The 25,524-nt window shown below is 58.3% G+C and carries 22 protein-coding genes and 1 tRNA gene; 3 read left to right on the top strand and 20 right to left on the bottom strand.

The window, feature by feature from the left end:
• Positions 1–32: 32 nt before the first annotated feature.
• The 8 genes from ASB66_RS13000 to pcsA form a co-directional block, all read right to left on the bottom strand.
• Positions 33–740, bottom strand: coding sequence for a DUF502 domain-containing protein (locus tag ASB66_RS13000; RefSeq protein WP_060715551.1), 708 nt, complete (start codon positions 738–740; stop codon positions 33–35).
• A 116-nt stretch (positions 741–856) separates the two neighbouring features.
• Positions 857–2,683, bottom strand: coding sequence for a glutamine--fructose-6-phosphate transaminase (isomerizing) (gene glmS, locus ASB66_RS12995; protein ID WP_060715552.1), 1,827 nt, complete (start codon positions 2,681–2,683; stop codon positions 857–859).
• 110 nt (positions 2,684–2,793) lie between these two features.
• Positions 2,794–4,155, bottom strand: coding sequence for a bifunctional UDP-N-acetylglucosamine diphosphorylase/glucosamine-1-phosphate N-acetyltransferase GlmU (glmU, locus tag ASB66_RS12990; protein ID WP_060715553.1), 1,362 nt, complete (start codon positions 4,153–4,155; stop codon positions 2,794–2,796).
• A gap of 113 nt (positions 4,156–4,268) precedes the next feature.
• Entirely contained in the window at positions 4,269–5,342 is a 1,074-nt protein-coding gene (locus tag ASB66_RS12985) for a BMP family ABC transporter substrate-binding protein (RefSeq protein WP_060715554.1), read from the bottom strand.
• A gap of 36 nt (positions 5,343–5,378) precedes the next feature.
• On the bottom strand, positions 5,379–6,296 hold the full coding sequence (locus ASB66_RS12980; RefSeq protein ID WP_060715555.1) for an ABC transporter permease: 918 nt from the start codon (positions 6,294–6,296) through the stop codon (positions 5,379–5,381).
• A complete protein-coding gene (locus ASB66_RS12975) occupies positions 6,293–7,390 on the bottom strand; it encodes an ABC transporter permease (RefSeq protein WP_060715556.1) in 1,098 nt (365 codons plus the stop codon). Before ASB66_RS12975 ends, ASB66_RS12980 begins: the two co-directional genes overlap by 4 nt.
• A complete protein-coding gene (locus tag ASB66_RS12970; protein ID WP_060715557.1) occupies positions 7,380–8,978 on the bottom strand; it encodes an ABC transporter ATP-binding protein in 1,599 nt (532 codons plus the stop codon). The genes ASB66_RS12975 and ASB66_RS12970 overlap by 11 nt, the downstream gene beginning before the upstream one ends.
• Before the next feature lie 169 nt (positions 8,979–9,147).
• Positions 9,148–9,873, bottom strand: coding sequence for a phosphatidylcholine synthase (gene pcsA / locus ASB66_RS12965; protein ID WP_060715558.1), 726 nt, complete (start codon positions 9,871–9,873; stop codon positions 9,148–9,150).
• Positions 9,874–10,069: 196 nt separating this feature from the next.
• Here pcsA and ASB66_RS12960 point away from each other — a divergent pair, with 196 nt between their 5' ends.
• The gene (locus tag ASB66_RS12960; protein WP_060715990.1) at positions 10,070–11,278 is read left to right on the top strand and encodes a UbiH/UbiF family hydroxylase; all 1,209 of its coding nucleotides are present in this window, start codon (positions 10,070–10,072) and stop codon (positions 11,276–11,278) included.
• A 24-nt stretch (positions 11,279–11,302) separates the two neighbouring features.
• Here ASB66_RS12960 and ASB66_RS12955 read toward each other — a convergent pair whose 3' ends face one another.
• Entirely contained in the window at positions 11,303–12,049 is a 747-nt protein-coding gene (locus ASB66_RS12955; protein ID WP_060715559.1) for a cytochrome c biogenesis CcdA family protein, read from the bottom strand.
• 193 nt (positions 12,050–12,242) lie between these two features.
• On the opposite strand from ASB66_RS12955, the gene ASB66_RS12950 reads away from it, so the two are divergent.
• A tRNA-Lys gene (locus ASB66_RS12950) sits at positions 12,243–12,318 on the top strand.
• Positions 12,319–12,458: 140 nt separating this feature from the next.
• On the opposite strand, the gene ASB66_RS12945 is transcribed toward ASB66_RS12950, so the two are convergent.
• From ASB66_RS12945 to metG, 4 genes are read right to left on the bottom strand one after another with little or no spacing between them, the layout of a single operon-like run.
• A complete protein-coding gene (locus tag ASB66_RS12945) occupies positions 12,459–14,243 on the bottom strand; it encodes a chloride channel protein (RefSeq protein ID WP_114386590.1) in 1,785 nt (594 codons plus the stop codon).
• Between the two features lie 34 nt (positions 14,244–14,277).
• Complete coding sequence (locus ASB66_RS12940; protein ID WP_060715561.1) at positions 14,278–15,096, bottom strand: MBL fold metallo-hydrolase; 819 nt, start codon at positions 15,094–15,096, stop codon at positions 14,278–14,280.
• A gap of 7 nt (positions 15,097–15,103) precedes the next feature.
• Positions 15,104–15,886 carry a TatD family hydrolase gene (locus ASB66_RS12935; protein WP_060715562.1) on the bottom strand — a complete coding sequence of 261 codons (783 nt, stop codon included), beginning with the start codon at positions 15,884–15,886 and terminating at the stop codon, positions 15,104–15,106.
• A gap of 3 nt (positions 15,887–15,889) precedes the next feature.
• Entirely contained in the window at positions 15,890–17,455 is a 1,566-nt protein-coding gene (metG, locus tag ASB66_RS12930; RefSeq protein ID WP_060715563.1) for a methionine--tRNA ligase, read from the bottom strand.
• A 211-nt stretch (positions 17,456–17,666) separates the two neighbouring features.
• Between metG and ASB66_RS12925 the strand changes: the two genes are divergently transcribed.
• Positions 17,667–18,440 carry a sulfite exporter TauE/SafE family protein gene (locus ASB66_RS12925; RefSeq protein WP_060715564.1) on the top strand — a complete coding sequence of 258 codons (774 nt, stop codon included), beginning with the start codon at positions 17,667–17,669 and terminating at the stop codon, positions 18,438–18,440.
• A gap of 13 nt (positions 18,441–18,453) precedes the next feature.
• On the opposite strand, the gene ASB66_RS12920 is transcribed toward ASB66_RS12925, so the two are convergent.
• The 7 genes from ASB66_RS12920 to ASB66_RS12890 all read right to left on the bottom strand — a co-directional run bounded on the left by ASB66_RS12920 (position 18,454) and on the right by ASB66_RS12890 (position 25,513).
• On the bottom strand, positions 18,454–19,476 hold the full coding sequence (locus ASB66_RS12920; protein ID WP_060715565.1) for a DNA polymerase III subunit delta': 1,023 nt from the start codon (positions 19,474–19,476) through the stop codon (positions 18,454–18,456).
• A gap of 1 nt (position 19,477) precedes the next feature.
• Positions 19,478–20,143, bottom strand: coding sequence for a dTMP kinase (gene tmk / locus ASB66_RS12915; protein ID WP_060715566.1), 666 nt, complete (start codon positions 20,141–20,143; stop codon positions 19,478–19,480).
• A gap of 221 nt (positions 20,144–20,364) precedes the next feature.
• Positions 20,365–21,537 carry a D-alanyl-D-alanine carboxypeptidase family protein gene (locus ASB66_RS12910; protein ID WP_060715991.1) on the bottom strand — a complete coding sequence of 391 codons (1,173 nt, stop codon included), beginning with the start codon at positions 21,535–21,537 and terminating at the stop codon, positions 20,365–20,367.
• Between the two features lie 206 nt (positions 21,538–21,743).
• Positions 21,744–22,874: a septal ring lytic transglycosylase RlpA family protein gene (locus ASB66_RS12905; protein ID WP_081088856.1), complete on the bottom strand. Its 1,131-nt coding sequence runs from the start codon at positions 22,872–22,874 to the stop codon at positions 21,744–21,746.
• Between the two features lie 258 nt (positions 22,875–23,132).
• Entirely contained in the window at positions 23,133–23,837 is a 705-nt protein-coding gene (locus ASB66_RS12900; RefSeq protein ID WP_060715568.1) for an SDR family oxidoreductase, read from the bottom strand.
• Positions 23,838–23,954: 117 nt separating this feature from the next.
• Positions 23,955–24,767 (bottom strand): ferredoxin--NADP reductase, encoded by an 813-nt coding sequence (locus ASB66_RS12895; protein WP_060715569.1) that lies wholly within the window; start codon positions 24,765–24,767, stop codon positions 23,955–23,957.
• 239 nt (positions 24,768–25,006) lie between these two features.
• The gene (locus tag ASB66_RS12890; protein ID WP_060715570.1) at positions 25,007–25,513 is read right to left on the bottom strand and encodes a DUF934 domain-containing protein; all 507 of its coding nucleotides are present in this window, start codon (positions 25,511–25,513) and stop codon (positions 25,007–25,009) included.
• Positions 25,514–25,524 lie beyond the last annotated feature (11 nt).

Genomic DNA, 25,524 nt, shown 5'->3' with positions numbered 1-25,524 from the left:
GTCATACAGGAAATGGGTATTACTCCGAAAGCCTAAAGCCCTGCTTTTCCCGTTGCGACATCCACAACAGGCGGCATGGCAATCGTGCCGGAAGCCGGTTTCCACTCCGGCATCACCAATCCACCGGAAATCAGCAGTTTGGCACCTTCTTCCGGCGTCATATCCAGCAGTTTCAGGCGGCTGCGCGGCACGAACATCAGGAAACCCGCCGTTGGCACCGGGGTGGGCGGCATGAAGACAGCGATCATCTCCTCGCCCTCTTCGTTCAGCCGAGCCGCGATTTCGCCAGTCACTTCTGTTGCAACAAACACCATGGCCCAGGTGCCCGGTGCGGGGAACTCGATCAGCCCGACCTTTTTGAAGGAACTGGACTGTTCCTTCAGCACCGTTTCAAAAATCTGCTTCAGGCTTTTGTAAAGCGTGCGCACCAGCGGCATGCGGTTCAGGATCGACTCCCCGAAATTGACGATAGAGCGCCCGACGAGATTGCGCCCGAGAAAGCCGATCATCGTGATACCAACCACCGCGATCACAAGGCCGGTGCCGGGAATGGCGATATTGAAGTAATATTCCGGATTGTAGCGCTGCGGAATATAGGGCGTCACCCAGCTGTCGGCCCAATCGATGAAGGTGAAGGTCAGCCAGACGGTGATCGCCAAAGGCGCACAGATGATCATGCCGGTCAGGAAATTGGTCCTTAGCCGGCTGGCAAAAGAAATTCGTTCTGGTTTATCCGACATATGATCCGATTTTTCATGAAATGGCCTGCTTCGCCGAACAAATACACACCGAAGCAGTATAGCCAAACTGTGCGGCACCTTGCCCGCCAAGACAAGGTGCACCGCAAAAAAATCGATCACTCAACCGTGACGGATTTCGCCAGATTGCGCGGCTGATCGACATCCGTCCCCATGAACACCGCCGTATGATAGGCGAGCAACTGGATCGGCAGTGAAAACACCATGGGCGCAATGATTTCCGCCACATCGGGCAGAACGATGGTCGCCATGGTTTCCAGCTTAGAGGATGCCGCGCCCTTTTCGTCGGTGATGAAAATAATTCTGCCGCCCCGCGCCGCCACTTCCTGCATGTTCGAGACGGTCTTTTCAAAAAACCGGTCATGCGGAGCGATGACGATAACCGGCATGTTTTCATCGATCAGCGCAATCGGGCCATGCTTCAACTCACCAGCGGCATAGCCCTCGGCATGGATATAGGAAATCTCCTTGAGCTTCAGCGCCCCTTCCAAGGCCAGCGGATAGCTGGTGCCGCGACCGAGATAGAGCACGTCCTTGAATTTCGACAGGTCCCGCGACAGAGTTTCCATCTGCGGCTGGATCAGGTTGACCACCCTGCTCATGATGCGCGGCAATTCGGACAGATGCCGCACCATGTCCTTTTCTTCTTGGTTGCCGATCAGCCCCCGCGCCTTACCGGCGGCAATCGCCAGCGATGCCATGACGGCGAGCTGGCAAGTGAAGGCCTTGGTGGAGGCAACGCCGATCTCCGGCCCGGCCAAAATCGGAAAAACCGCATCGGCCTCGCGGGCAATGGTCGATTCCTGCACATTGACCACGGCGCCGATTTTCAACCCCGCTTCCTTGCAATAGCGCAGCGAGGCCAGCGTATCGGCGGTTTCGCCCGATTGCGAAATGAACAGGGCCGCCTGATCCGGCGATAGCGGCATTTCCCGATAGCGAAATTCGGATGCGACATCGATTTCCACAGGCAGGCGTGCATAGCGCTCGAACCAGTATTTGCCGATCAGGCCAGCCAGATAGGCCGTCCCGCAGGCTGAAATCGCCAGCCCCCGCAGGCGGGCAAAATCCAGGCCGATCACCTCGCTCTTCACCGTATGGGCAGCCAGATCGACATAATGCGCCAACGCATGGGAGATCACCTCCGGCTGTTCATAGATTTCCTTCTCCATGAAATGGCGATGATTGCCCTTATCGACCAGATAGGCGCTGCCCTGGGAGATCTGCTTGATGCGCTTGACCGGCTTGCCAGCGAAATCCATGATCTGGGCTGTGCGATGACCGATCACAGCGAAATCGCCGTCGACCAGATAGGTGATCTGGTTGGTGAAAGGCGACAGTGCAATGGCGTCGGAGCCCAGGAACATTTCGCCTTTACCATGGCCGATGGCCAGCGGCGGGCCGAAACGAGCGGCGAAAAGCTGGGTCGGCTCATCGGCAAACATCACCACCAGTGCATAGGCGCCGGTAATCCGGTTCAGCATCCCCAGCATCGCGGCTTTATGATCCAGACCCTGACGGCGGGAACGAGCAAGAAGCTGGGCGACAACTTCGGTGTCGGTCTGGCTGGTGAACGTAGCGCCGTTAGCGACAAGCTCATCGCGCAATTCGGAAAAATTCTCGATAATGCCGTTGTGAACGACCGCGACGCCTTCTACGAAATGCGGATGGGCATTGGCTTCATTCGGCACGCCATGCGTGGCCCAGCGGGTATGGGCAATGCCGATCGTGCCTGGAAGCGGCTGCTGCGCCAATTTGGTTTCCAGATTGAACAGCTTGCCCTCGGCGCGGCGGCGATCCATCACACCATGATCGAGCGTCGCGACACCTGCCGAATCATACCCCCGGTATTCGAGCCGCTTCAGGGCGTCTACCAAGCGTTCCGAAACCGGCCGGTCACCGACAATTCCGACAATACCGCACATGCAATTCTCCTTCTCGCGCTCACGCGAGGCCAGTCCTACCAATTCCGGAGGATTTCTCAATTCCAGGGATGGTCAATTTGGATATCGTGACGTTACGAAAATATCCGTGATCAGGAACCGGATTTTTTCATGGCCTTGATCGCCATATTCCGCTCCCGAATGACTTTTGCCCGCTCCGGTTTGATTTCCTGACGCGCCCGGCCAAGCGCCAGCGCATTGGCAGGCACATCATCCGTAATCACGCTGCCTGAAGCGATCAGCGCCCCATCGCCAATCGTCACCGGGGCGACAAGGGCGCTGTTGGAGCCGATAAAGGCATTCGCACCAATCCGGGTCTCATGCTTGTTCACCCCATCGTAATTGCAGGTGATGGTGCCTGCCCCGATGTTGGTTTCCGCGCCAATAAAGGCGTCGCCGATATAGGTGAGATGATTGATCTTGGCGCCAGCGCCAATCTCAGCCTTTTTCACCTCGCAGAAATTGCCGACCTTGGCACCCTCGCCCAGATTGGCACCGGGCCGCAGGCGCGCAAACGGACCGACGGTCGCGCCGGACGCAACATGCGCACCTTCCAAATGCGAAAAGGCATGGATCACCGCACCGCTTTCCACCGTCACGCCGGGGCCGAACACAACATTTGGCTCGATCAGCACATCCTGCCCCAACACCGTATCATAGGCCAGAAACACGGTTTCCGGGGCAATCATCGAGACACCGGACAGCATAATCTCGTGACGCCGACGCTCCTGCCAGAGTTTTTCAATCACCGCCAGTTCGGCGCGATTGTTGCACCCGGCAAGCTCGGCTTCCGGCGCATCGACGGCGACCGCCTTGCCGCCCAAAGACCTGACGATTTCGACCAGATCGGTCAGATAATATTCACCTTTGGCATTGGCATTGCCGATCCGCCCCAGAAGGTCCAGCGCCTTCGCACCATTGATGGCCATCAGGCCACTATTGCACCAGGTCACCTTGCGCTCTTCGTCGCTGGCGTCCTTTTCTTCGCGGATGGCGACCAATTCACTATCCTCGACCAGAAGACGGCCATAACCGGTCGGCTTTTCGGTATGAAAGCCGATCACCGCAATGTCATTGCCATCAGCCAAAGCCGCACGCGCTGCCAGCAGCGGACCTGATGTAATCAGCGGTGCATCGCCATAGGCCACCAGAATATCGTCATAGCCTCGGCCAAGCGCCTCGCGCGCGGTCAAAACGGCATGACCAGTGCCAAGCCGCTCAGTCTGCACGAAGGGAGTGACCGACAGGCCTTTGATGCTGGCGGCTTGTGTAACCTTATCGGCATCGCGCCCGACGACCAGCGCCACATCGGTAATATCGCTGGCGGCAATCGTCTGCATCACATGGGCAATCATCGGCAGACCCGCCACCGGATGCAGCACCTTGGACATCGCGGATTTCATTCGGGTGCTATCGCCTGCGGCGAGAATGACGGCAAGACAGGTGCGGCTCATCAGGTATCTCCGAACATCGGTCGCTTTGGCGTCAGCTATCACGCCGCAACCTCAATCAGCAATGAAAAAGGGCGTCCGAAGACGCCCTCTCAATCATATGGTAACGTCGAAACTCACTTCGGCAGCTTGTCGTCCACGCCTTCGACGTAGAAGTTCATGCCGAGCAGCGTCTTGTCATCAGCCTTTTCACCAGCCTTCAGCCAAGCCGTGCCGTCCTGCTTGTTGATAGGACCTGTGAAGGGATGCAATTCGCCAGACTTGATCTTGGCTTCGGTGTCTTCTGCCAGTTTCTTCACATCGTCAGGCATATTGGTGTAGGGCGCCATGGTCAGGATGCCGTCCTTCAAGCCATCAAAGCTCTGTTCCGAGGTCCATTTACCGTCCAGCAGGGCCTGCGTGCGCTTGATGTAATAAGCACCCCAAGTGTCCTTGATGGCGGTCAGCTGCGAGGTTGGGCCGGCAGCGATCATGTCGGAAGCCTGGCCGAACGCCTTGATGCCGCGCTCCTGAGCGATCTGCATCGGAGCGGTGGTGTCGGTGTGCTGGGTCAAGATATCGACGCCCTGGTCCAGCAGCGCCTTGGCGGCATCGGCTTCCTTGCCGGGGTCGAACCAGGTATTGACCCAGATAACCTTCATCTTGAAATTCGGATTGACGGATTTGGCACCCTGCTCAAAGGCGTTGATGCCCATGACAACTTCAGGGATCGGGAAGGAGGCGATGTAACCGGCCTCACCCTTCGTTGACATCTTGCCGGCAATCACGCCGGAAATGTAGCGACCCTCGTAAAAGCGCGAATTGTAGGTCGAAACATTTTCAGCCGATTTGAAGCCGGTTGCATGCTCGAATTTCACCTTCGGGAATTTCTTGGCGACCTTGACGGTGGCATCCATGAAACCGAAGGAGGTGGTGAAGATCAGTTTGCAGTCTTCGCGGGCCAGACGCTCGATAGCGCGTTCGGCATCCGGGCCTTCCGGCACGTTTTCAAGGAAAGGCGTGTCGATCTTGTCACCGAAATGCTTCTGCAATTCCTGACGGCCCAACTCGTGAGCCTGGGTCCAACCGCCATCGGTCTTGCTGCCAACGTAAACAAAGCAGATCTTGGTCTTGTCGGCGGCGCTGGCGCTACCGGCAACGGAAAGCATCGTGGCGACGGAGGCCGCAAATGCGAGTGCGAGTTTTTTCATAATATCCCCTGATTGCATGAGAGTGAAGACGATGGGTCAGCGATCTGGAACGAAAGGCTTTCCCAGAGAAGCGGGCGTATTGATCAACGTCGTGCGCCGATTATGCGAAATCGCGATCAAAACGACAATGGTTGCAGCATAAGGAAGTGCTGATAAAAACTGCGATGGCAATCCGATGCCGAAAGCCTGCGCATGCAGCTGGCCAATGGTGACCGCGCCGAACAGATAGCCGCCCGCCAGAACGCGCCCCGGCCGCCAGGAGGCAAACACCACCAGCGCCAGCGCAATCCAGCCGCGCCCGGCCGACATGTTTTCTACCCATTGCGGCGTGTAAACTAGCGACAATTGCGCCCCGGCCAGACCGGAACAGGCCCCGCCAAACATGACAGCCAAATAGCGGGTGCGGATGACTTTGAGCCCCAATGTATGCGCAGAGGCCGGACTATCGCCCACCGCCCGCAACATCAGCCCTGCCCGGCTTTTGAACAGGAACCAGTGGACGCCGATAACGAGGACAATCGCCAGATAGAAGATCAGATCCTGCCGAAACAGCAAAGAGCCGATGACGGGAATATCCGACAGCAGCGGAAATTCGATGGCCTGAAGCTTTACGCCGGGCTTGCCGACAAAGCTCTCGCCCAACTGACCAGAGACGCCAAGCCCCAGAATGGTCAGCGCCAGCCCAGTCGCCACCTGGTTGGTGACCAGCGTCAGCGTCAGAAATCCAAACAGCAGGGAAAAACCTGCCCCTGCGACAATGCCCGCCACCACGCCCAGCAGCGGCGATCCGGTGGAATAGGCAGTCGCAAAAGCAGCGACCGCCCCCATGACCATCATGCCTTCAACGCCGAGATTGAGCACACCGGCGCGCTCAGTGACAAGCTCGCCAAGGGCAGCGATAACCAGTGGGGTCGAGGCAGTGATAACCGTCAGAAGAATGGCTTCGAGGATCATTTCGCACCCTCAGCCACGGAGGAGCGGGTTTTGGAGAACACCAGCCGGATTTTATAATAAATCAACGTGTCACAGGAGAGCACAAAAAACAGCAACAGCCCCTGAAACACCCGCGCCACCTTGTCCGAAACGCCGATCGCCAGCTGCGCGCCCTCGCCGCCCAGATAGGTCAGCGCCAGAACCAAACCGGCAATAATGATCCCAAGCGGATTAAGCCTGCCCAGAAAGGCGACAATGATCGCCGTAAAACCGTAGCCCGGTGAAATCGACGGCTGCAAGTGATTGATCGACCCAGACACCTCCGAAATCCCGGCAAGACCGGCCAGCGCGCCAGAAAACAGCATGGAAAACCAAACCATGCCCCTGGAGGAAAACCCGGCAAACCGCCCTGCCCGTTCCGACTGGCCAAGCACCACGATTTCAAACCCCTTCAGCGTGTAACGCATCATCAACCAGACGCCAACAGCGGCAATCAGCGCAAACACAAAGCCCCAATGCGCACGGCCTGAGTCTTCCCAGATGGCAGGCAGAATTCCCTCCGTGACGAATTCTCGCGTCTGGGGAAAATTGAAGCCTTGCGGGTCGCGCCACGGGCCGCGCACCAGATAATCCAGAATGAACTGGGCGATATAGACCAGCATCAGGCTGGTGAGGATTTCATTGGTGTTGAAGCGGGTTTTCAGCAGTGCCGGGATGGCCGCGTAAAGCGCCCCGCCAACCATGCCCATCACCATCATCAACGGCAAAAGCAGCAGCGATTGCCATTCGTAAAAGATCACCGGAATGATCGAGCCGCAAATCGCCCCAACCGTGAACTGGCCTTCCGCGCCAATATTCCAATTGTTCGAGCGATAACAGACCGACAGTCCGACAGCGATCAGGATCAGCGGCGCCGCCTTGATCGCCAGTTCATGCAGGGACCAGACCTCGGTCAGTGGCGCGATAAAGAAGCTGTAAAGTGCAAAGAAGGGGTCTTTGCCCAGGGCTGCAAACATCAACCCGCCGAAAAACAGGGTCAAAGCCAGCGCCAGCACCGGCGAAACCAGGGTAAACAGTCCCGAAGCGCGAGCGCGCTTTTCCAGTTCAATGCGCATCGGCGCTCTCCAGACCATGCAAGCCGCCCATCAGCAACCCGATCTTCTCGCGGTTCATCACGCCGCTTGGGTAGACTTTCGACAGCCTGCCCTCCGAAATCGCCGCAATCGACGTCGAGACTTCGAAAATCTCGTCCAGATCCTGGCTGATGATCACCACCGCCGAGCCTTGCGCCGCAAGATCGATCAGAGCCTGACGAATACGGCTGGCCGCACCCGCATCCACACCCCAGGTCGGCTGATTGACGACCAGCACCGCTGGTTTGCGGTCCAGTTCACGCCCGACAATGAATTTTTGCAGGTTTCCGCCAGAAAGCGATCCGGCGACCGGGTCCTCGCCACTCTTGCGCACATCCATCGCCTCGCAAATCTGCCGGGTGGACGCCTTGATGGCGCTGTGGCGGATCAGTCCGAACAGGCCGGAGACATAACGCCCACGATCCGAACCATGCCGCGCCAACAGCAGATTGTCCGACAGCGAAAGCCCGGTAACAGCCGCATGACCATGGCGCTCTTCCGGCACAAACCCCGCGCCGATCAACCGGCGCCGGTTGATGCCGAAACGCCCGACCGGCTGGCCGCAGAGCTGGATGGCCTGATGCTCACGCACGGTATATTCGCCGGACAGCACATCGAACAATTCGCTCTGGCCATTACCGGCCACGCCTGCCAGTCCGAGGATTTCACCGGCACGCACAGTCAGCGACACATCTTTCAGCGCCATGGAAAACGGCGTGCGCGCGTCGACGCTGAGATGGCTGATGGTGAGCAGTTCCGCACCAACTGGAGCCGCGATATCCGGCGTCACACCCGTAACGTCTGCACCTACCATCATTCGTGCCAGCGTGGCCGGGGTTTCCTGACGCGGATCGCAGGTGCCTGTCACCTTACCGTGGCGCAGAACCGTGGCACGGTCGCAAATGCGCTGAACCTCTTCCAGCCGGTGGCTGATATAGAGCACCGAGCGCCCTTCGGCCCGCAGCTTTTCCAGCGTTTCAAACAGCTTGTCGGCCTCCTGCGGGGTCAGCACCGAGGTCGGTTCATCGAGAATGATCAGTTTTGGATTTTGCAACAATGCCCGGACGATTTCGATCCGCTGACGCTCGCCAACCGACAAATCCGCGACATGGGCCGAAGGATCGAGCGGCAAACCGTAAGACAACGATAACGTCCGCGCCTGTTCGGCGATTTCGCCAATCGACACCGAGCGATCCAGGGACAAGGCGATATTCTCAGCCACGGTCAGCGCTTCAAACAGCGAAAAATGCTGGAAGACCATGCCGATGCCAAGGCGGCGGGCCTCCGCTGGAGAAGCGACCTCGACGGCACCTTGATGGTCCCAGTGGATCTCGCCAGCGCTTGGCGTCAGCACACCAAACAGCATTTTGACCAATGTGGATTTGCCAGCGCCATTCTCACCCAGCAGAGCGTGGATTTCGCCGGGAAGAATGTCGAGATCAATGCCATCGCAGGCAGCAAATGTGCCGAATCGCTTCGTCAGGCTGCGAACCGAAAGCAGCGGAGATGGCGCTACTTCTTTGCTATGCGACACTCGACCCCCTTGCTCCGCCTCGGTCGGGACCAACATCCACAACAAGGAGACGAAACGGATACCTAAACCATTTCAACACCTTCACGTCATGACCCTGCGTGAAGTATAGATTGCTGAACGTATTGATACCGGTTTTATTGCCGCTTACAACTACCGGAAAGGTTATTTTTTGGGTCTTGCCCGTTTTTAAGGCAGGGCATTGTTTTCAACTACGGCCAAGCGACGGAAAAGCCTGGAGAATTCCACCAATCACATAGAGGTAAATGCCGCTGATAATGAAGGGGATGACCAGGAAAGACGGCGTTTGGAAGTGCATCAGCAGCGCCGCGCCACCCAGTCCGCACCACAGGAAGAACACTGCCAGATTAAGCGGTCGCAGCCGCTTGACCCGGACGGGATGCAGGAAACTGATTGGCAGGAAGGTCAGCGCTACGGAAATGCCAACCACAATCATCGCGGTCATTGCCGAGGCATCGATGACGAATAGGGTAAAAACGATCATATTCCAGACGACTGGAAAGCCGGAAAAGAAATATTCGTCGGTCTTCATGCCCATATCGGCATAGTAGATGGCGCTGGACACAACGATCATTCCGGCAGCGACGAAGGACCACGGCTGGCCTATCATACCACTCTGGTAAAGCGCAAAAGCCGGTAGCAGGACATAGGTCACATAATCGATAATGTTATCGAGCGTATCGCCTGACCAATTGGGCAGGACCTCCTTTACCTTGACCTTACGGGCAATCGGCCCATCGATGCCATCGACGGCCAGCGCCAGGCCAAGCCACCAGAACATGTCGACAAAGCGATGCTCGGCGGCGGCCACGACCCCAAGGAAGGCCAGGAACGAGCCGGAGGCTGTCAGAATATGCACGGAGAACGCGCGCATCTCCGCATAGGGTACGCGCTTATAGTTGAAGATCTTCATAATTCGCCGGTCAAAACCCCTTTGATTGGTTGGGGGATATTCTCCGAATCTGCCTCAAATGCAACCTTTCATCCGGGCTTTATCCGTTTTCCAGCGCCCCGCCGCGACACAATGCCATTCGGTTACAACACGTAAGCCCATGGATTTTCAGCGTCAGACACCCTATTTTGCACAGGAATGCATGAAGGAGCAGACGATGGAAACGGTCGATGTCACGGTAATTGGCGCGGGTCTGGCTGGGTCGGTCGCGGCACTGGCGCTTGCACGGCGCGGGCGCAAGGTGACATTGATTGCCGGGGACACTCGTCCGAAGGATCGCCGCACGACGGCGCTCATGGATCAATCGATCCGCTTTCTCGACCGTCTCGGCCTGTGGGAAGACCTCAAACCCCAAGGCGAAGCGCTGTCGACCATGCAGATCATCGATGGCACCCAGCGGCTGCTGCGTGCGCCGCCTGTTGCCTTTCGCAGTTCCGAAATCGGTCTGGCCGCCTTCGGTTATAATTTTCAAAACAGCGATCTTCTCGATGTGTTCGATGCTGCCTTGGCAAGAGAACCCAATCTTACCGTTTTGCATCAACAGGCTGCCTCCATCGATTTCTCCCAACACAATGCTCGCGTAACACTTGCCGATAACACCACTATCGAATGCGATCTGGTGGTCGGTGCCGATGGCCGGCACTCGATGACGCGCGGCGCGGCGGATGTGGCCGTGCGGACCTGGTCCTATCCACAAACAGCCGTGGTGCTGAATTTCACCCACGCCCTGCCCCACAACAATGTCTCGACCGAATTTCATACGGAAACCGGACCTTTCACCCAGGTGCCGCTTAAGGGTAATCGTTCCAGCCTGGTTTGGGTGGTCGAGCCTGCGGAAGCCGCGCGGCTGACATCATTGCCGCTCGAAGACCTTAGCGCTCTGGTCGAAGCACGCATGCAGTCGCTGCTGGGCCAAGTCACGGTCGAGGCACCGGCCCAGGCCTGGCCGCTTTCGGGCATGAGCGCCAACCGCTACGGCAAGAGTCGCGCCGTTTTCATCGGCGAGGCTGCGCATGCCTTCCCGCCCATTGGTGCGCAAGGCCTCAATCTCAGCCTGCGCGACATCATGGCCTTGGAGGATCTTGTCGGGCATGAGCCGCAAAAGCCACTCGGCGCGACGCTGGGCGATAGATTCGACCGCCGCCGTAAGGTGGATGTTTGGAGCCGCACCGCCAGCGTCGATCTTCTGAACCGGTCGCTGCTATCGTCCTTCCTGCCGGTGCAAATGGTGCGCGCCGCCGGAATTCACCTTCTTTCAAACCTGTCACCCTTGCGCCATTTTGCCATGCGCGAGGGCGTTGCACCGGGCCGTGGCTTCGGCGCATTTCCGCAGATGATCCGCGACAAGATCAAGTCGCGATTCTGAGATCAGGCTTGATGGACCGAAAACTTATCCGATCCGTGACAGGATCGGAAAACTCTGCTGAAACCAGATCGCCAGATCGGACACAAAACCAAATATGAAGGCAAGCCCGGTTGCGACCAGCAGCAGCCCCATGAGCTTTTCCACCAGACCGAGATGCCGGCGAAACCGGGTGAGAAACCGCATGAAAGCCCCTGAAAAGCCAGCAGCGACCCAGAAGGGAATAGCTAGCCCTAGCGAATAGACCGCCAGTAGCACAGCCCCCTGTCCGACCGTATCGCGGGCTGCGGCGACCGCGAGAATAGCGCCCAGCACAGGGCCGATGCAGGGCGTCCAGCCAAAGGCAAAGGCCAGCCCCATCACATAGGCCCCTGTCAGGGTCGCGGGCTTGCCGCCACCCGCAAAGCGCATTTCGCGGGCCAGCAGGCCGATGCGAAACAACCCCAAAAAATTCAGCCCCATGACGATGATGATCAAGCCGCCGATCTTCGACAAAAGATCGAGATGCTGGCGCAACATCATGCCGATGGAGGAAGCGCCAGCCCCAAGCGCTACAAAGACGGTGGCAAAACCCAGCGTGAAACACAGGGCCGAAAAAATCACCGCCGAGCGCGCCCGCCGGTCGACCGCCACTGCCTCGCCGCGAAACTGCTCGACGCTGACACCCGCCATATAGCAGAGGTAAGGCGGCACCAGCGGCAAAACACAGGGCGAGAGAAAGGACAGGGTCCCGGCCACAAGCGCTGTCAGAAATGGAATTTCAGCAATCGTCACAATGTCCTCACCGCCCGGTATCTATTTTAATCGGTGTGGTAGCCCCGATGACAATGACGTGCCAATCACCTTTTTGCCAAAGCCATAAAAACCTCTGGTGAAAATGTGAAAAAAGCTGTTTTTTTGGGTTGACCGAAAACACCGCCCTGCATATGGTCCGCGCACTTCCAGAGGGGCAGTTGCTCCGCTTCGGGAGCGCGTAGCTCAGCCGGTAGAGCAACTGACTTTTAATCAGTAGGTCCAGGGTTCGAATCCCTGCGCGCTCACCACTTTCCCAGAAGATATCAGCATATCATTTTACCGCACGGTGCGCTCAAAACTCGCCTGCCACCTCGCTTACAGTACGTGAGTACCGGAAGCGCAGAAATTGCTATTTGCAGACGGCCAGCGGCGATTATTGGATAGACTGTTAGAACTCGCCCGCCACCTCCCGGCGTCTAAGGTCCAGTTCTTCACTATAGCGGCGAAGCGTGTGGCTTTCGGTCAGCAAGCCGATTGGACGGTTCTGCACACGGTCGTTCATGACGGCCAGCGCTTCGCTCTGAGTAGAATCAAAGATGGCGGCGGCCTGCTTGACGTTCATGGTCGGCAAAAGCACATCCTTGGTATAGCGCAGATAGGTTTCCAGGCTGCGGCTCTCATCCTCGCGGTCCATTGGATCGGCATAGATTTCCGGCAAAAGCACGATTCCGGCATAGCGGCCGTCGTCATTGACCATGATCACTCGCTGGGTCGAGCCCAAGGGAAATTGCTTGCAGAATTCCTCAAGCCCCATGGAGAGCTTGGCAGTACGGACATCGGCGCGCATCATCTTTGCCACCGTCAAGTCGCGTATCCAGCCAACATCCTGGGCGCTGCGAATGGTCTCGCCGCGCAAGTGAAAACGCCAGGTGGCGAAGGAATAGCCGAACGACACCCGCACCACCAGTGAGGTGGTGATAACAGAGGCAAGGACCAGCGCGGTGATCGGAAAGTCGCCGGTCAATTCCAGAGCCAGGAAGGTCATGGTCAGCGGTCCACCAATGACGGCGGCAGCAAAAGCGCTCATGCCAACCACGGCATAGATCACCGGCGTCAGCGTCACCGCCGGAAACAGCATGGCCCCGAAGGCAAAGATCTTGCCGAGCAGCGCACCCATGAACAGTGAGGCGAAAAACAGGCCGCCACGAAAGCCGGAGCCGATGGAGACGGCGCTGGCAATGGATTTCAGCACGAACAACAGCACCAGTGCATAAAGGCTGCTTTGGGTATTGAGGTTGATATGCAGCGCGCCGTGGCCACCGGCCAGAACCTGCGGGGAAACAAGTGCCAGAAGGCCGATAATGATCCCGCCAATCATCGGCCTGAAGGGCTGGGAGATGAAGCTCTTGCGCGCGGTTTCCTCAATGAAGGATACCGCCTGCATGAGCACGATGCCAACGCCTGCGCAGACGATGCCGAGCACGACGGCGGGCAGGTAATCGATTGGGGTAATATTGCCGACCGCACCGATATCGATGGACAGGCCCTGCCCGCCGATCTGGCTGGTAACGATTTTTGCCACCAGCGCCGAGACGATCACCGGGGCGAGCGTCACGACCGTATAGGAGCCGATGATCAGTTCGACCGCGTAGAAAGCACCGGTCAGCGGCGCATCGAAGGCCGCAGCAATGGCGCCTGCTGCCCCGCAGCCGACCAGCAGCCGCAAGTCACCGCGCCGCAGCTTCAGCTTGACGCCAAGCTTGGAGGCAAAGCCGGAGGCGATCTGGGTGTAACCGGCCTCGAGCCCCACTGAGGCCCCGAAACCGTTGGAAATGATATTCTGCACGCAAACGATGATGCTGTCGGTCAGTGACAACCGTCCGCCATGCAGCGCATTGGCCTCGATGGGGTCGACCATCGGCTTTTTACGGGTTTTGGACAGGATGAACACAATGACGCCGAGGATGACCCCGCCGATAATAGGACCACCCAGGACGATGGGTCCGGTAATGCCACTGCCACTCAGCGTGCCTTCCACTCCGAAAATCAGAAAATGCAGACTGGCGCTGAGGAAACTGACCAGCGACACCAGAAGACCGGCGAGTATGCCGATAACGGCGGCCAGAACCACCAACCCCAACTCGCCCCGCCGCAGCAGTGCCTGAAGCCGGGATGCTTTCAGATTGTTGAGAAAGCTGGCCGTGCTGGGAGATTGAAAGGGCTTGTTCAACATCGTCTATCCTGGCCCGCGCCATGTTTTCGAGAAATCAGGCCGACAGCGTGACCTCAAATTGCATCTGGTCATAGGCCGGCTCCACATGATCAGGCGTTTCGCGCAGGACCGTATCGTAATCGAGCGGAATATGCATATGGGTCAATATCGCCCGCTTCGGGGCAAGCCTGTCGATCCAGGCCAGCGATTGCGACAGCGACAAATGGCTCGGATGCTCTCTATATTGCAGGGCATCGATAACCAGCACATCCAGCCCCGCCAGACGCGGCACGGTTTTCTCGGGAAAATCGCTGACATCGCTGCAATAGGCGACATCGCCGATGCGAAAGCCGAGTGATATAATGTCTCCATGCTGCTGTTCCAGCGGCATGAGCGCAATGCGTCCGCCTGCGCCATCGATCTCGACCGGACGGTCCATATCCTCAATGAGGTGCGGACGGACGATGGGTGGATAATTGCTGCCATCAGGGGTTTTCAGGCAGTAGCCGAACCCCGTCTCTATCCGGCGCATGGTCTCCGGCTCGGCATAGATCGGAATACGTCCGCGCTGCATCAAGGAATAGCCGCGCAGGTCGTCGATGCCATGCAAGTGGTCGGCATGGGCGTGGCTATAGACGACGGCGTCCAGCGACTGGACACCCGCACGGATCATCTGCTCGCGAAAATCCGGGCCGGTATCGACCAGAACCACGGTCTTGCCGCCATCCGGGCCGATCTGCTCGATCAGGAAAGATGCGCGTGTGCGCCGGTTTTTCGGGTTCGAAGGATCGCAGTCTCCCCAATCACCATTGATCCGCGGCACACCCGGCGAAGATGAGCATCCCAGAATGGTGAAGCGGCGGAGATAGGTCATCGGTCACTCAAAGCCTTGGCATTTTCGAAAACAGTCTCAATGCATTATCCGTGGTGATCGCCGCGATGTCCGCGTAGCTGACACCCTTAACCTCGGCCAACACCTCCGCCGTATTGACGACATAGGAGGGCTCGTTGCGTTTTCCACGCCAACGCTTTGGCGCAAGGTAAGGCGCGTCGGTTTCCACCAGCAGCCGATCCATCGGCAGATCCTTGGCGATATCGCGCAACTCCTGCGATTTCGGGAAGGTCAGGATGCCGGAAAAGGAAATATAGCCGCCCAGCTCGACGCCGGTTTTCGCCAAAGCCTCGCCAGCCGAAAAGCAATGCAGAATGAAGGGAAACGCACCCTTGGCCGTCTCATCGCGCAGGATCTGCGCCATGTCGTCATCGGCGCTGCGGCTATGGATCACCAGCGGCAATTGTGTGCGGCGCGACGCCTCGATATGACGCAGGAAGCCAGTCTTTTGGTCTTCCGGTGTCTGGGTATCGTAGAAATAATCCAGGCCGCATTCGCCAATGGCAACGACTTTCTCATGCGCCTCGGCCAGTCGCACCAGATCGTCCGCACCAACCTCCAGCTCTTCATTGGCATTGTTGGGATGGGTGCCGACCGAGCAGAATACCGAAGGGTAGCGCTCAGTCAGCGCCAAAAGCGCCGGAAGCTTGGCGACGCGGGTGGAGATCGTCACCATCTGCTTGACGCCCGCATCATGGGCGCGCTTCACCAGCTCGTCGCGCTCTTCCTCGAAATCGGCGAAATCCAGGTGGCAATGGGTATCGATCAACATCACTCAGGCCCCGTCTGCTGCTTTGTCTGCATCTGATGCGACGTAGCGCGGGAAGACCGGTGAGACGGCAGGAAGTTCCGTGCCGGGCGTCAGACGACCAGCTTTACCCAGTTTGGCGAATACCCGATCATCCGGCGCGATTGCCACGAGATCAAGCAACCTCGCTGCACTGTCGGGCATGATCGGCTGAAACAGGATAGCGATCTGCCGCACCAGCTCCGCCGTCACATACAGCACGGTTTCCATACGCGGCACATCCGTCTTGCGCAGCACCCAGGGGGCCTGGGCGGCAAAATAGCGGTCGGCTTCGTTGACGATGTTCATGATTGCACCCACAGCCTTGTGGATCTGCTGGCGAGACATTTCCTCGCGGCAAATGGCAATCGCCTCGTCGGCAACAGCAAGAATCGCCTCGTCGGCCTCGGTCAGCGGGCCGGGCTGAGGCACCTTGCCGTCGAGGTTCTTGGCGATCATCGACAGCGAACGGCTGGCAAGATTGCCGATGCCGTTGGCGAGATCGGCATTGATGCGAGTGGCGATTCCCTCTTCCGAGTAAGAACCGTCCTGACCGAACGACACTTCTCGAAGGAAGAAGAACCGCACCTGATCCAGGCCGAAGTGATTGACCAGATTGACCGGGTCCACCACATTGCCGACAGATTTCGACATCTTCTCACCCTTATTGAGAAGAAAGCCATGCGCATAGACACGCTTGGGCAGCGGCAGGCCAGCCGACATCAGGAAAGCCGGCCAATAGACGGCGTGGAAGCGAATGATATCCTTGCCGATGATATGAGCGTCTGCTGGCCAGTATTTGGCACGCGGGCCGTTTTCATCGGTCAGATAGCCGGTGGCGGTGACGTAATTGGTCAGCGCATCAACCCAGACATACATGACATGCTTGTCATCGCCGGGAACCTTGATGCCCCAATCGAAGGTAGTGCGGGAAATCGACAGGTCCTTGAGACCGGACTTGACGAAAGAAACCACTTCATTGCGGCGCTCATTGGGGCCGATAAAATCCGGCTGATCCTCGTAGAGTTTCAGGAGTTTTTCTTCGTAAGCCGCGAGTTTGAAGAAATAGCTTTCCTCCTCCACCCATTCCACCGGCGTGCCTTGCGGCCCATAGCGAACGCCATCGGTACGAAGCTCGGTTTCGTCTTCGGCGTAATAGGCCTCGTCACGCACCGAGTACCAGCCCGCATAACTATCCTTGTAGATGTCGCCGTTCTTTTCCATCCGCTTCCAGATTTCCTGGCTAGCTTTATGGTGACGCGGCTCAGTGGTGCGGATGAAATCGTCGTTGGAGGCATTGAGCAGCTGGCCCATGGCGCGGAATTCGTCAGAATTGCGCTTCGCCAGCTCCTCTGGCGCAATGCCTTCGTTGCGGGCGGTCTGCTGCATTTTCTGGCCATGTTCGTCGGTGCCGGTCAGGAAGAACACGTCCTTGCCATCCAGCCGCTGGAAGCGCGCCATCGCATCCGTGGCAATCAGCTCATAGGCATGGCCGATATGCGGCTTGCCGTTCGGATAGGAAATGGCGGTGGTGATGTAGAACGTATCTTTCATGGGTCGGCCCTTGCAGTCCGCTTTATCGATCAGGAATGTCCGCCGCTCTTAGCGCATGTCGCCGCGTTGCGAAACAACAAGTTTCTCGGCCAGGCGCTTTGCGCATGCGGCGGCTGCCTTGACCGACGTGTATTCCTTTCGCTAGATCGGTTCCATCGGCCCTGTCCGAATCCGAGGAGGCGACGTTCTGACCGGTTTTTCATTCGATCCAATGGTTTCGCTTTCAGGCTTTTTCGTCGGAGCTCTGGTTGGTATTACCGGCGTTGGCGGCGCCTCGCTGATGACGCCGTTGATGGTGCTGCTGTTTGGCATTCATCCGGCAACCGCCGTGGGAACTGACCTTCTCTATGCGGCAATCACCAAGATGGCGGGAGCTGCTGTACATCATCGCCACGGACATATCCGCTGGCGGCTGGTCGGCCTGCTGGCATTGGGCAGCATTCCGGCCACGTCGGTGACCCTCTGGCTGATGAGCGGCGTTGACAGGAAAAGCGCCCATTCCACCGATCTCCTGACCACCAGCCTCGGTATCATGCTGATGATCACTGCGCTCATCCTGCTGTTTCGCGATCTGCTGATGCGCTATGAAATCAACTGGCTTCAAGCCCATCGCAGCCCAAGCCCACGCGCCATTGCAATTGGCACCGTCGTTCTTGGACTGGTGCTGGGTACCGTCGTCACGCTGACTTCGGTTGGCGCTGGGGCCATCGGCGTGACCGTGCTGCTGTTTCTCTATCCTCGCTCCACCATCAACGACATCGTCGGCTCCGATATTGCGCACGCCATTCCACTGACGCTGATCGGCGGTATCGGCTATTGGGTGATCGGCGATGTCAACTGGGTGCTGCTGGGCTCGCTGCTGATCGGCTCCATTCCCGGCATCATTATGGGGAGCTATGCGGCACCACGCCTGCCGGAAAAGGCGGTGAGAATGATCCTGGCGGTTATTCTGGTCATCGTCGCTGCAAAGCTGATCGCGCTATAGAACCAGGTCAGGCTTATACAGCCGCGACTTCGCCAAGAATTTCAAGCAGCGTCTGCTTACGGTCGAGGTTATAGGCCCCGGCCACGCCAAGCTTTTCGACGATGGCGCTGGAAAGCCGCGACAGCCGCTCGGCCCGAGCAAGATCACCAGCCATGGCGACCTGACGCGCATTGTCCATCAGGAATTCGGACAGATGCTCGATGAAGAAATGATAGATCACATCGCTGTCCTTGGCTGAAAGCGCATCCGCCAGCTTGTGCATCTGCTTTCGCGCCACCGGGCCTTCACTGACAAGGATCGCATTGAAGGCAGCGATGATTTCCATGCCGCCATAGTTGATCAGTTTCAACGCCTGCGACACGCTGCCCTTCGACAGATCGGAAAGCGCAGCCATCTGCTCCCCAGGTGGAGAAACACCAAGATGCGCCAGCGCGCTGGCCAAATCGTCCACGCCAAGCGTTTGTAATTTCAGCGGCATGCAGCGTGAGCGGATGGTGGGCAACAGCTTGCCCGGCGCATGGGACAGAACCAGGAACAATGACCGTTTCGGCGGCTCTTCCAGCACTTTCAAAATCGCATTGGCCGCATTGCGGTTCATGTCGTCGGCGGGATCGAGGATGACGATCCGCCAATTCCCACCACCGGAGGTCTGGGAAAAGAAATGCCCGGCCTTGCGGATTTCCTCGACGGTAATCGAGGATTTTACCCTGCCGGTCTTTTCATCCACCGGTCGGGCAATATGCAGGAGATTATGCGAGGCCCCGGACGCAATCTGCCGCCCGACCAGCGAGTTGGGGTCCGGGTCGGCAAGGACAAATGGCGCGCTGGCAGGGTCGGGATACGACAGGACATGATGGGCAAAGCGGAAGGCCAGCGTTGCCTTGCCGATCCCCTCCGGCCCTTCGATCAGGATCGCATGATGCAGCTTGCCGGTTTGGTAAGAACTGGCCAGAAACTGTTCCGCCGCGCCATGGCCAAACAGCCTGTCATTGGCAAAAGGCGCAATGGCGCCATCGAGAAGACCGGGCTTTTCCATCCTAGTGCCCTCCTTGGTTTTGAGGCAGGAGTGGCTTCACGGCAGCAAAAATCTCCTCGGCGATCTGCTCGATCCCGACGCGCGCATCCACCACTCTGCAACGCGCAGGCTCGGCCCGGGCAATGGCCAGAAAAGCCTCGCGGCGGCGTTCGTGAATGGCGATTTCCTCTTTCTCGAAACGATCCGGCGCATCTTCTCCCAAAGCTCCAGCGCGGTTTTTCGCCCGCGCCAATCCGATATTTGCTGGCAGATCGAGGATGATCGTCAGGTCCGGTACCACGCCATCGACGGCAATGGCTTGCAGCCGCTCGATGAAGGCCGAAGAGAGATTGCCGGTCGCGCCCTGATAGACCCGCGAGGAATCCATGAAACGGTCGCAAAGCACCACATCGCCCCGCAGCAGCGCCGGGCGCAGCCGGGCTTCGACATGGTCATTGCGGGCGGCGGCAAACAGGATGGCTTCCATTTCCACCCCGAACGGCTCGGCGGCACCCGACAGCAGCACATGCCGCAAGGCCTCGGCGCAGGGTGAGCCACCCGGTTCACGGCTGGTGACAACGGCAAAGCCGAGCGCCTCCAGCGTGTTCGCCAGAAACCTGATCTGGGTGGACTTGCCCGCCCCCTCGCCACCTTCGAATGTTACGAATAATCCGCTGCCAACCGACACTGATCCGCTTTCTTTCGTGTTTAGAGTGTTTCTGGACGGAAAACCGGTTCCCACGTTTCGGTCCGATGCTCTAGAGTCTGTCAGGTTCAGATTGAACCAGACAGACTCTAGCTACTCTTGTTTTCGTTTGTCTTTTCGGGAAAACCGGTTTCCACTTTTCCCTGACAAACTATAGAACCGCTGTGTAACGCAAGCTTGCGCCCTGGGAAACCTCTGTCGGCTCAAACCCAGGAAAACAGCAGTTCCACCAGTGCGTCACGGGTGCGTTTGACCAGCGAGCCCAGCGTTGACGGCGACGCGGCCTGAAGCGGCATGTCGCGCAATAGCTTGTCGCCGAGCATGACCTTCAAATGCCCGACCTGCTGGCCTTGGGTAACGCCGGGGCGCAGCGGCCAGGGATAGATGACCTTGGCTTCCAGCTTATCGCTCGCGCCAACCGGCAGATAGACATCGACCGGCTGCGGCGACACCAGCGGCACCTGCGCCGGTTCCCCGCCATAGACGCTAGCCTCGCCGATCACTTGCCCCGCCTCAAACAGACGGCGCTTCTCAAAGGCGGAAAAGCCCCAGGCGAGCGCCTTTGCCGCATCCTCCTGCCGGGTCTTGTCACTTTCGCTGCCCGCCAGGCCCAGATAGAGCCGCACGCCGTTCTGCTGGGCGGAGGCGACGATGGAATAACCTTCTCCCTCGGCAAATCCTACCGCCAGCCCATCCACGCCGGGCGACTGGCCAAGAAGCGGATTGCGATTGCGCTGGAAGATCTTGTTCCACTCGAAATCCGGCTGGGCGTAGAGCGCATAGAAATCCGGGTAATTGGATTTGAGCGCCTGCGCCAGCGTGATCATGTCGCGCAGGCTGACTTTATTGCCGGGGTCGGGAAGGCCCGTTGCATTGGCAAAATGGCTGTCCTTCAGGCCAAGTGCCGCTGCCCGCTCATTCATCAGCTTGACAAACCCCTGCTCCGATCCGGCCATGCCTTCGGCCAGGATAAGGCAGGCATCATTGGCCATCTGCACCATGACGCCCTTCAGCAGTGCCTCCACCGGCACACGAGAACGCACGGCGGCAAACATCGTTGCCGTGCGTGACGGCGCGCCACCGGTGCGCCAGGCAAATTCGGAAACGGGAAACTCCTGGGACAGCGTCAGGCGACCGGATTTCAGCGCATCGAGCACCACCTCCGCAACCATCATCTTGGACAAGGACGCAGAGGTGAACGGTTGATCACTGTTTTTTTCAAACAGCACGCTGCCGGTTTCAGCCTCGATCAGCAGGACCTGCTTGGCCTCGGTGGCGTAGACGGCGGGCGTTGCCGCGTCCGCTGCCGCTCCTTGCGCAAAGGCGCCGGTCTGAAGACTGACGCCGTAGAAAAGTGCTGCAAGCAGCACAAGCATCTTCCTATCGTATGATCCAGCATACGCCCAAAAGCGCTTTGTGACTGGCAAGCCGATATGCATCGCCATCCTTCACCAACAATAAGACGCCGGACAGCGAGAATCGCGACCGGCATCTATAATGGATAGGTTTTATGGAAGAAGGCGTCTACCCTTGAAAGCGGCTAGAGCATGGCTTGAACAAGCCTCACCAGCGCCAGTTGGGATCAACCTTCGTTGGGATTGGAATAGGCATTGGCTGTGACCGGAGCCGGGCCGACATGCCAGCCGGGCGGCAGGCCGCCATTGGAAGGGGCCGCTGCTGGCTTTTGGCGGGTCGCGGTGGCCCGAACCGGCTGCGGTGTAGCCATAGGCGCCATCTCCCTGCGCGAAACGCCGGTGTTGGCAGCAGCGCGTGGCTGCGGCATCGGCTCAGCGGAGGCCAAGGCAGGAGCCTGCCATTGGCGGGTCTGTTCTACACGTGCAGGTTCAACGCGGCTCGGTTCTAGCCGCGATACCGCGACCGGCTGACGCTGGACCGGACGCGGTGCATTGGCACTGGCGGAAACCGTATAGGACGGGCTGCCGTAAGCTGAGGCTGAGGCTGAGGCCGACGCAATAACCGGTTTGGCAGTTTTCGGCTGCGGTGCTGAGGCGCTGGCCGGACCTGCGAAACGGCCCATGAAATTCTGCTGCGGCGCATTGGACGCCACCATCACGCCACTGGCGATCTGGCCTCCACCGAAGGGATCGACGCCGGGAACGCGCTGGCCCTTGCGGACATAAGACGCCATCAGATAAGGCATGTCATGGCCGGTCATGTCGGCGGGGCCGACATATTTAACCTTCACATTGGCCGTGCCATGACCCTTGACGTCAAGGAGTTCAGCCGCCTTGTCCGAGAGATCGATCAGACGATTGGCGTGGAACGGGCCACGGTCGTTGACGCGGACAATGACCGAACTGCCGGTATCGAGATTGGTAACGCGAGCATAGCTGGGCAGCGGCATGGTCGGATGAGCGGCGGAAATGCCATATTGGTCATAGACTTCACCATTGGCGGTGTAGCGACCATGGAAAGCCGAGCCATACCAGGAGGCAAGCCCGGAGGCTTCGTAATTGGGGTTTTCGCGCGGCTTGTAAACCTTGCCTGCCACCACGTAGGGATTCCCGACCAGACGGCGACCGCCGCCTTTTGGCACAGGACCGTTTTCCACCACACGCGGGCTGGCCTTTACGCCATAGGCGGACTCGGCAAAATATTCCTTGCTGCGTTTCTTGGTCGTGCTGACCTTGCTCACATCATGGTTGGCGCCGCAGGACGTCACCGCCACGCCCGCCAGAACAACCCATGCCATCCGCAAACATCCGGAAACTGAACGCCGCTGCAAAACCATTTTCACCTTCATCGCACCGACACACCAATCAGGACCGCGACGCGGCCATTGCAAAGAATAAATGTCAAACCTTAGTCCCCCGAAGTGACACAGGACTGTGCCACAATAGAAATGGGGATAAAATGGCGAAAATGCGATTATGGTTAAGGCGTTAGGGGGAATAGTTCGCGTTATGGTTAATGAAGGGTTAAGCGGAGGCGGACTTCCCCCTCCAAACGGTCATACCGACCGGGTCAATCCACCATCCACTTTAAGATTTTGACCAGTGATATACCCTGCGCCTTCGGATGCCAGGAAGGCGACGATCGCGGCAATCTCGACACTTGTGCCATATCGCTTCATCGGAACAGCTTCCCGGCGCTGCTCGGCCTCAGGCAGACTGTCGATCCAGCCCGGCAGAACATTGTTCATGCGAATATTGTCCGCGGCATAGGTATCGGCGAAAATCTTCGTATAGGCCGCAAGGCCAGCGCGAAACACCGCCGAGGTTGGAAACATCGACGAGGGCTCAAATGCCCAGGCGGTGGAAATATTGATGATAGCGCCCGATTTTTGCGCCTGCATGATTGGCGTGACAAGACGGACCGGGCGAACGACGTTCATCAGATAAACATCCATGCCCATATGCCATTGCTCGTCGGTGATCTCGATAATCTGGGCGCGCGGGCCGTGACCAGCGCTGTTGACCAATACATCGATCCGACCCCATGTTTCCATGGTGGTATCGATTAGACGCGCCAGGTGCTCATTGGATTGATTGGACCCGGTTACGCCAAGGCCGCCAAGCTCCGTTGCCAGTGCCTCGCCCTTGCCGGAAGAGGACAGGATGGCGACCTTGTAGCCATCAGCAGCAAGACGTCTGGCACATTCGGCTCCCATGCCGCTTCCACCAGCCGTAACAACAGCAACTTTCTCTGCGGACATCATATCTCTCCCAAGGACGAACCGGAAAATTATCCAGCAGCGCATCCCGAAATAGTCCGTTCGTGCGGCAGCAACACTGTCGCACGAAACTCGGAATCGACAATACAGCGTTGAAAATCAGCCGACGAATGCCCGCTCGATGACGAATTCGGCTGGCTTGTTGTTCGCACCTTCTGTCAGCCCTGCCTTTTCCAGCAGCGCCTTGGTGTCCTTCAGCATCGCTGTCGAGCCGCAGATCATTCCACGGTCAATGGCCGGGTCCAGCGCCGGGACGCCGAGGTCGGTAAACAGCTTGCCGTTTTCAATCAGGTCGGTGATCCGGCCCATGAAGGGATAGTCTTCGCGGGTGGCGGTGGCGTAATGTTTCAGCTTGTCGCCAACGATTTCGCTCAACATCTCATCGGCCTTGATTTCGGAAATCAGGTCGAACCCATATTTCAACTCGGCGACATCGCGGCAGGTGTGGGTGAGGATGACTTCCTCGAATTTCTCATAGGTTTCCGGGTCGCGGATCAAGCTGGCGAAGGGTGCAATGCCGGTGCCAGTCGAAAACATATAGAGCCGTTTGCCGGGCGTCAGCGCGTCCAGCACCAGGGTGCCGGTCGGCTTCTTGCGCATCAGCACCCGGTCGCCCGGCTGAATCCGCTGCAAATGCTGGGTCAGCGGGCCGTTCGGCACCTTGATCGAGAAGAATTCCAGCTCCTCATCCCAGGACGGGCTGGCGATGGAATAGGCGCGGTAGAGCGGCTTGCCCTCCACCATCAGGCCGATCATCGCGAACTCGCCCGAACGGAAGCGAAAACCGGCAGGCCGGGTCATCCGGAAGCGGAACAGGTGGTCGGTATAATGCGTCACGCTCAGCACCGTTTCGGCATAGACGCCTTCCGGGACGATCAATTCGGCATTATCGGTCTTTGCAGGAGCATTCATCAGCGTTCGGGTCCTTCAAATCTCACGTCGAACCGCCGCGCATCAGGGCGTATTCGGTCATGCATTATCCGCCTTGGCGGGCCAATTACTGTAAAATCCCACGCATGACCAGAGGCCACACGCGGATGCGATCATAAACCGCAGCGGCGCACGCTTTCCGGGTAACAGAAAGCGTGCAACCGACAGTGAGACGAGGCGCGCATCAAGGCCATTACATCATTCCTTAGAAGTAGAAGACCTCAAGAAGCAGACCGACGGCGCCAGCTATAACCGCCAACCTCATCCGCTGGCCGGGCGGTTGGCTGATAGTGATTGGCAATCCCCGGCAGACGCCCCTCTTGCAGGCGTTTCAGCGCCACCGCATTGGTCACGGCAAAGCTGTCAAAGCCAGTGCGCAGCATCAGCGGCACCTGATCGATCAGCACATCACCCACAGCCCGCAATTCGCCCTGATAACCAAGCCTGTCACGCAACAGCGAAGCATGGCTGAAGCCTCGGCCATCGTTATAGGCTGGAAACTTCACGGCAATGATGGCGATGCGGTCGAGATAGGGCTTCAGCTTCGTCACGTCATCGGCTGGCGCGATCACCACACCGAGATCGACGGCATTGCTGTCTTCAGCAGCAGCGATAAAGGCATCGAGCGGCAGAAGCGCCTTCTGGCCCTCAGCCGCTTTCACCTCTTCAGTCTCCTCCAGCCAGATGTCCTGCACGGCGAAACCGGTTTCGGTCCAGATACGGGTCATAATCGCGCTCC

Source organism: Gillisella vitis (assembly GCF_001541345.2).
Lineage (GTDB): Bacteria > Pseudomonadota > Alphaproteobacteria > Rhizobiales > Rhizobiaceae > Allorhizobium > Allorhizobium vitis.
The sequence above is the reverse complement of the archived record's forward strand: the minus strand, read 5'-3'. Positions and strand labels throughout refer to the sequence as shown.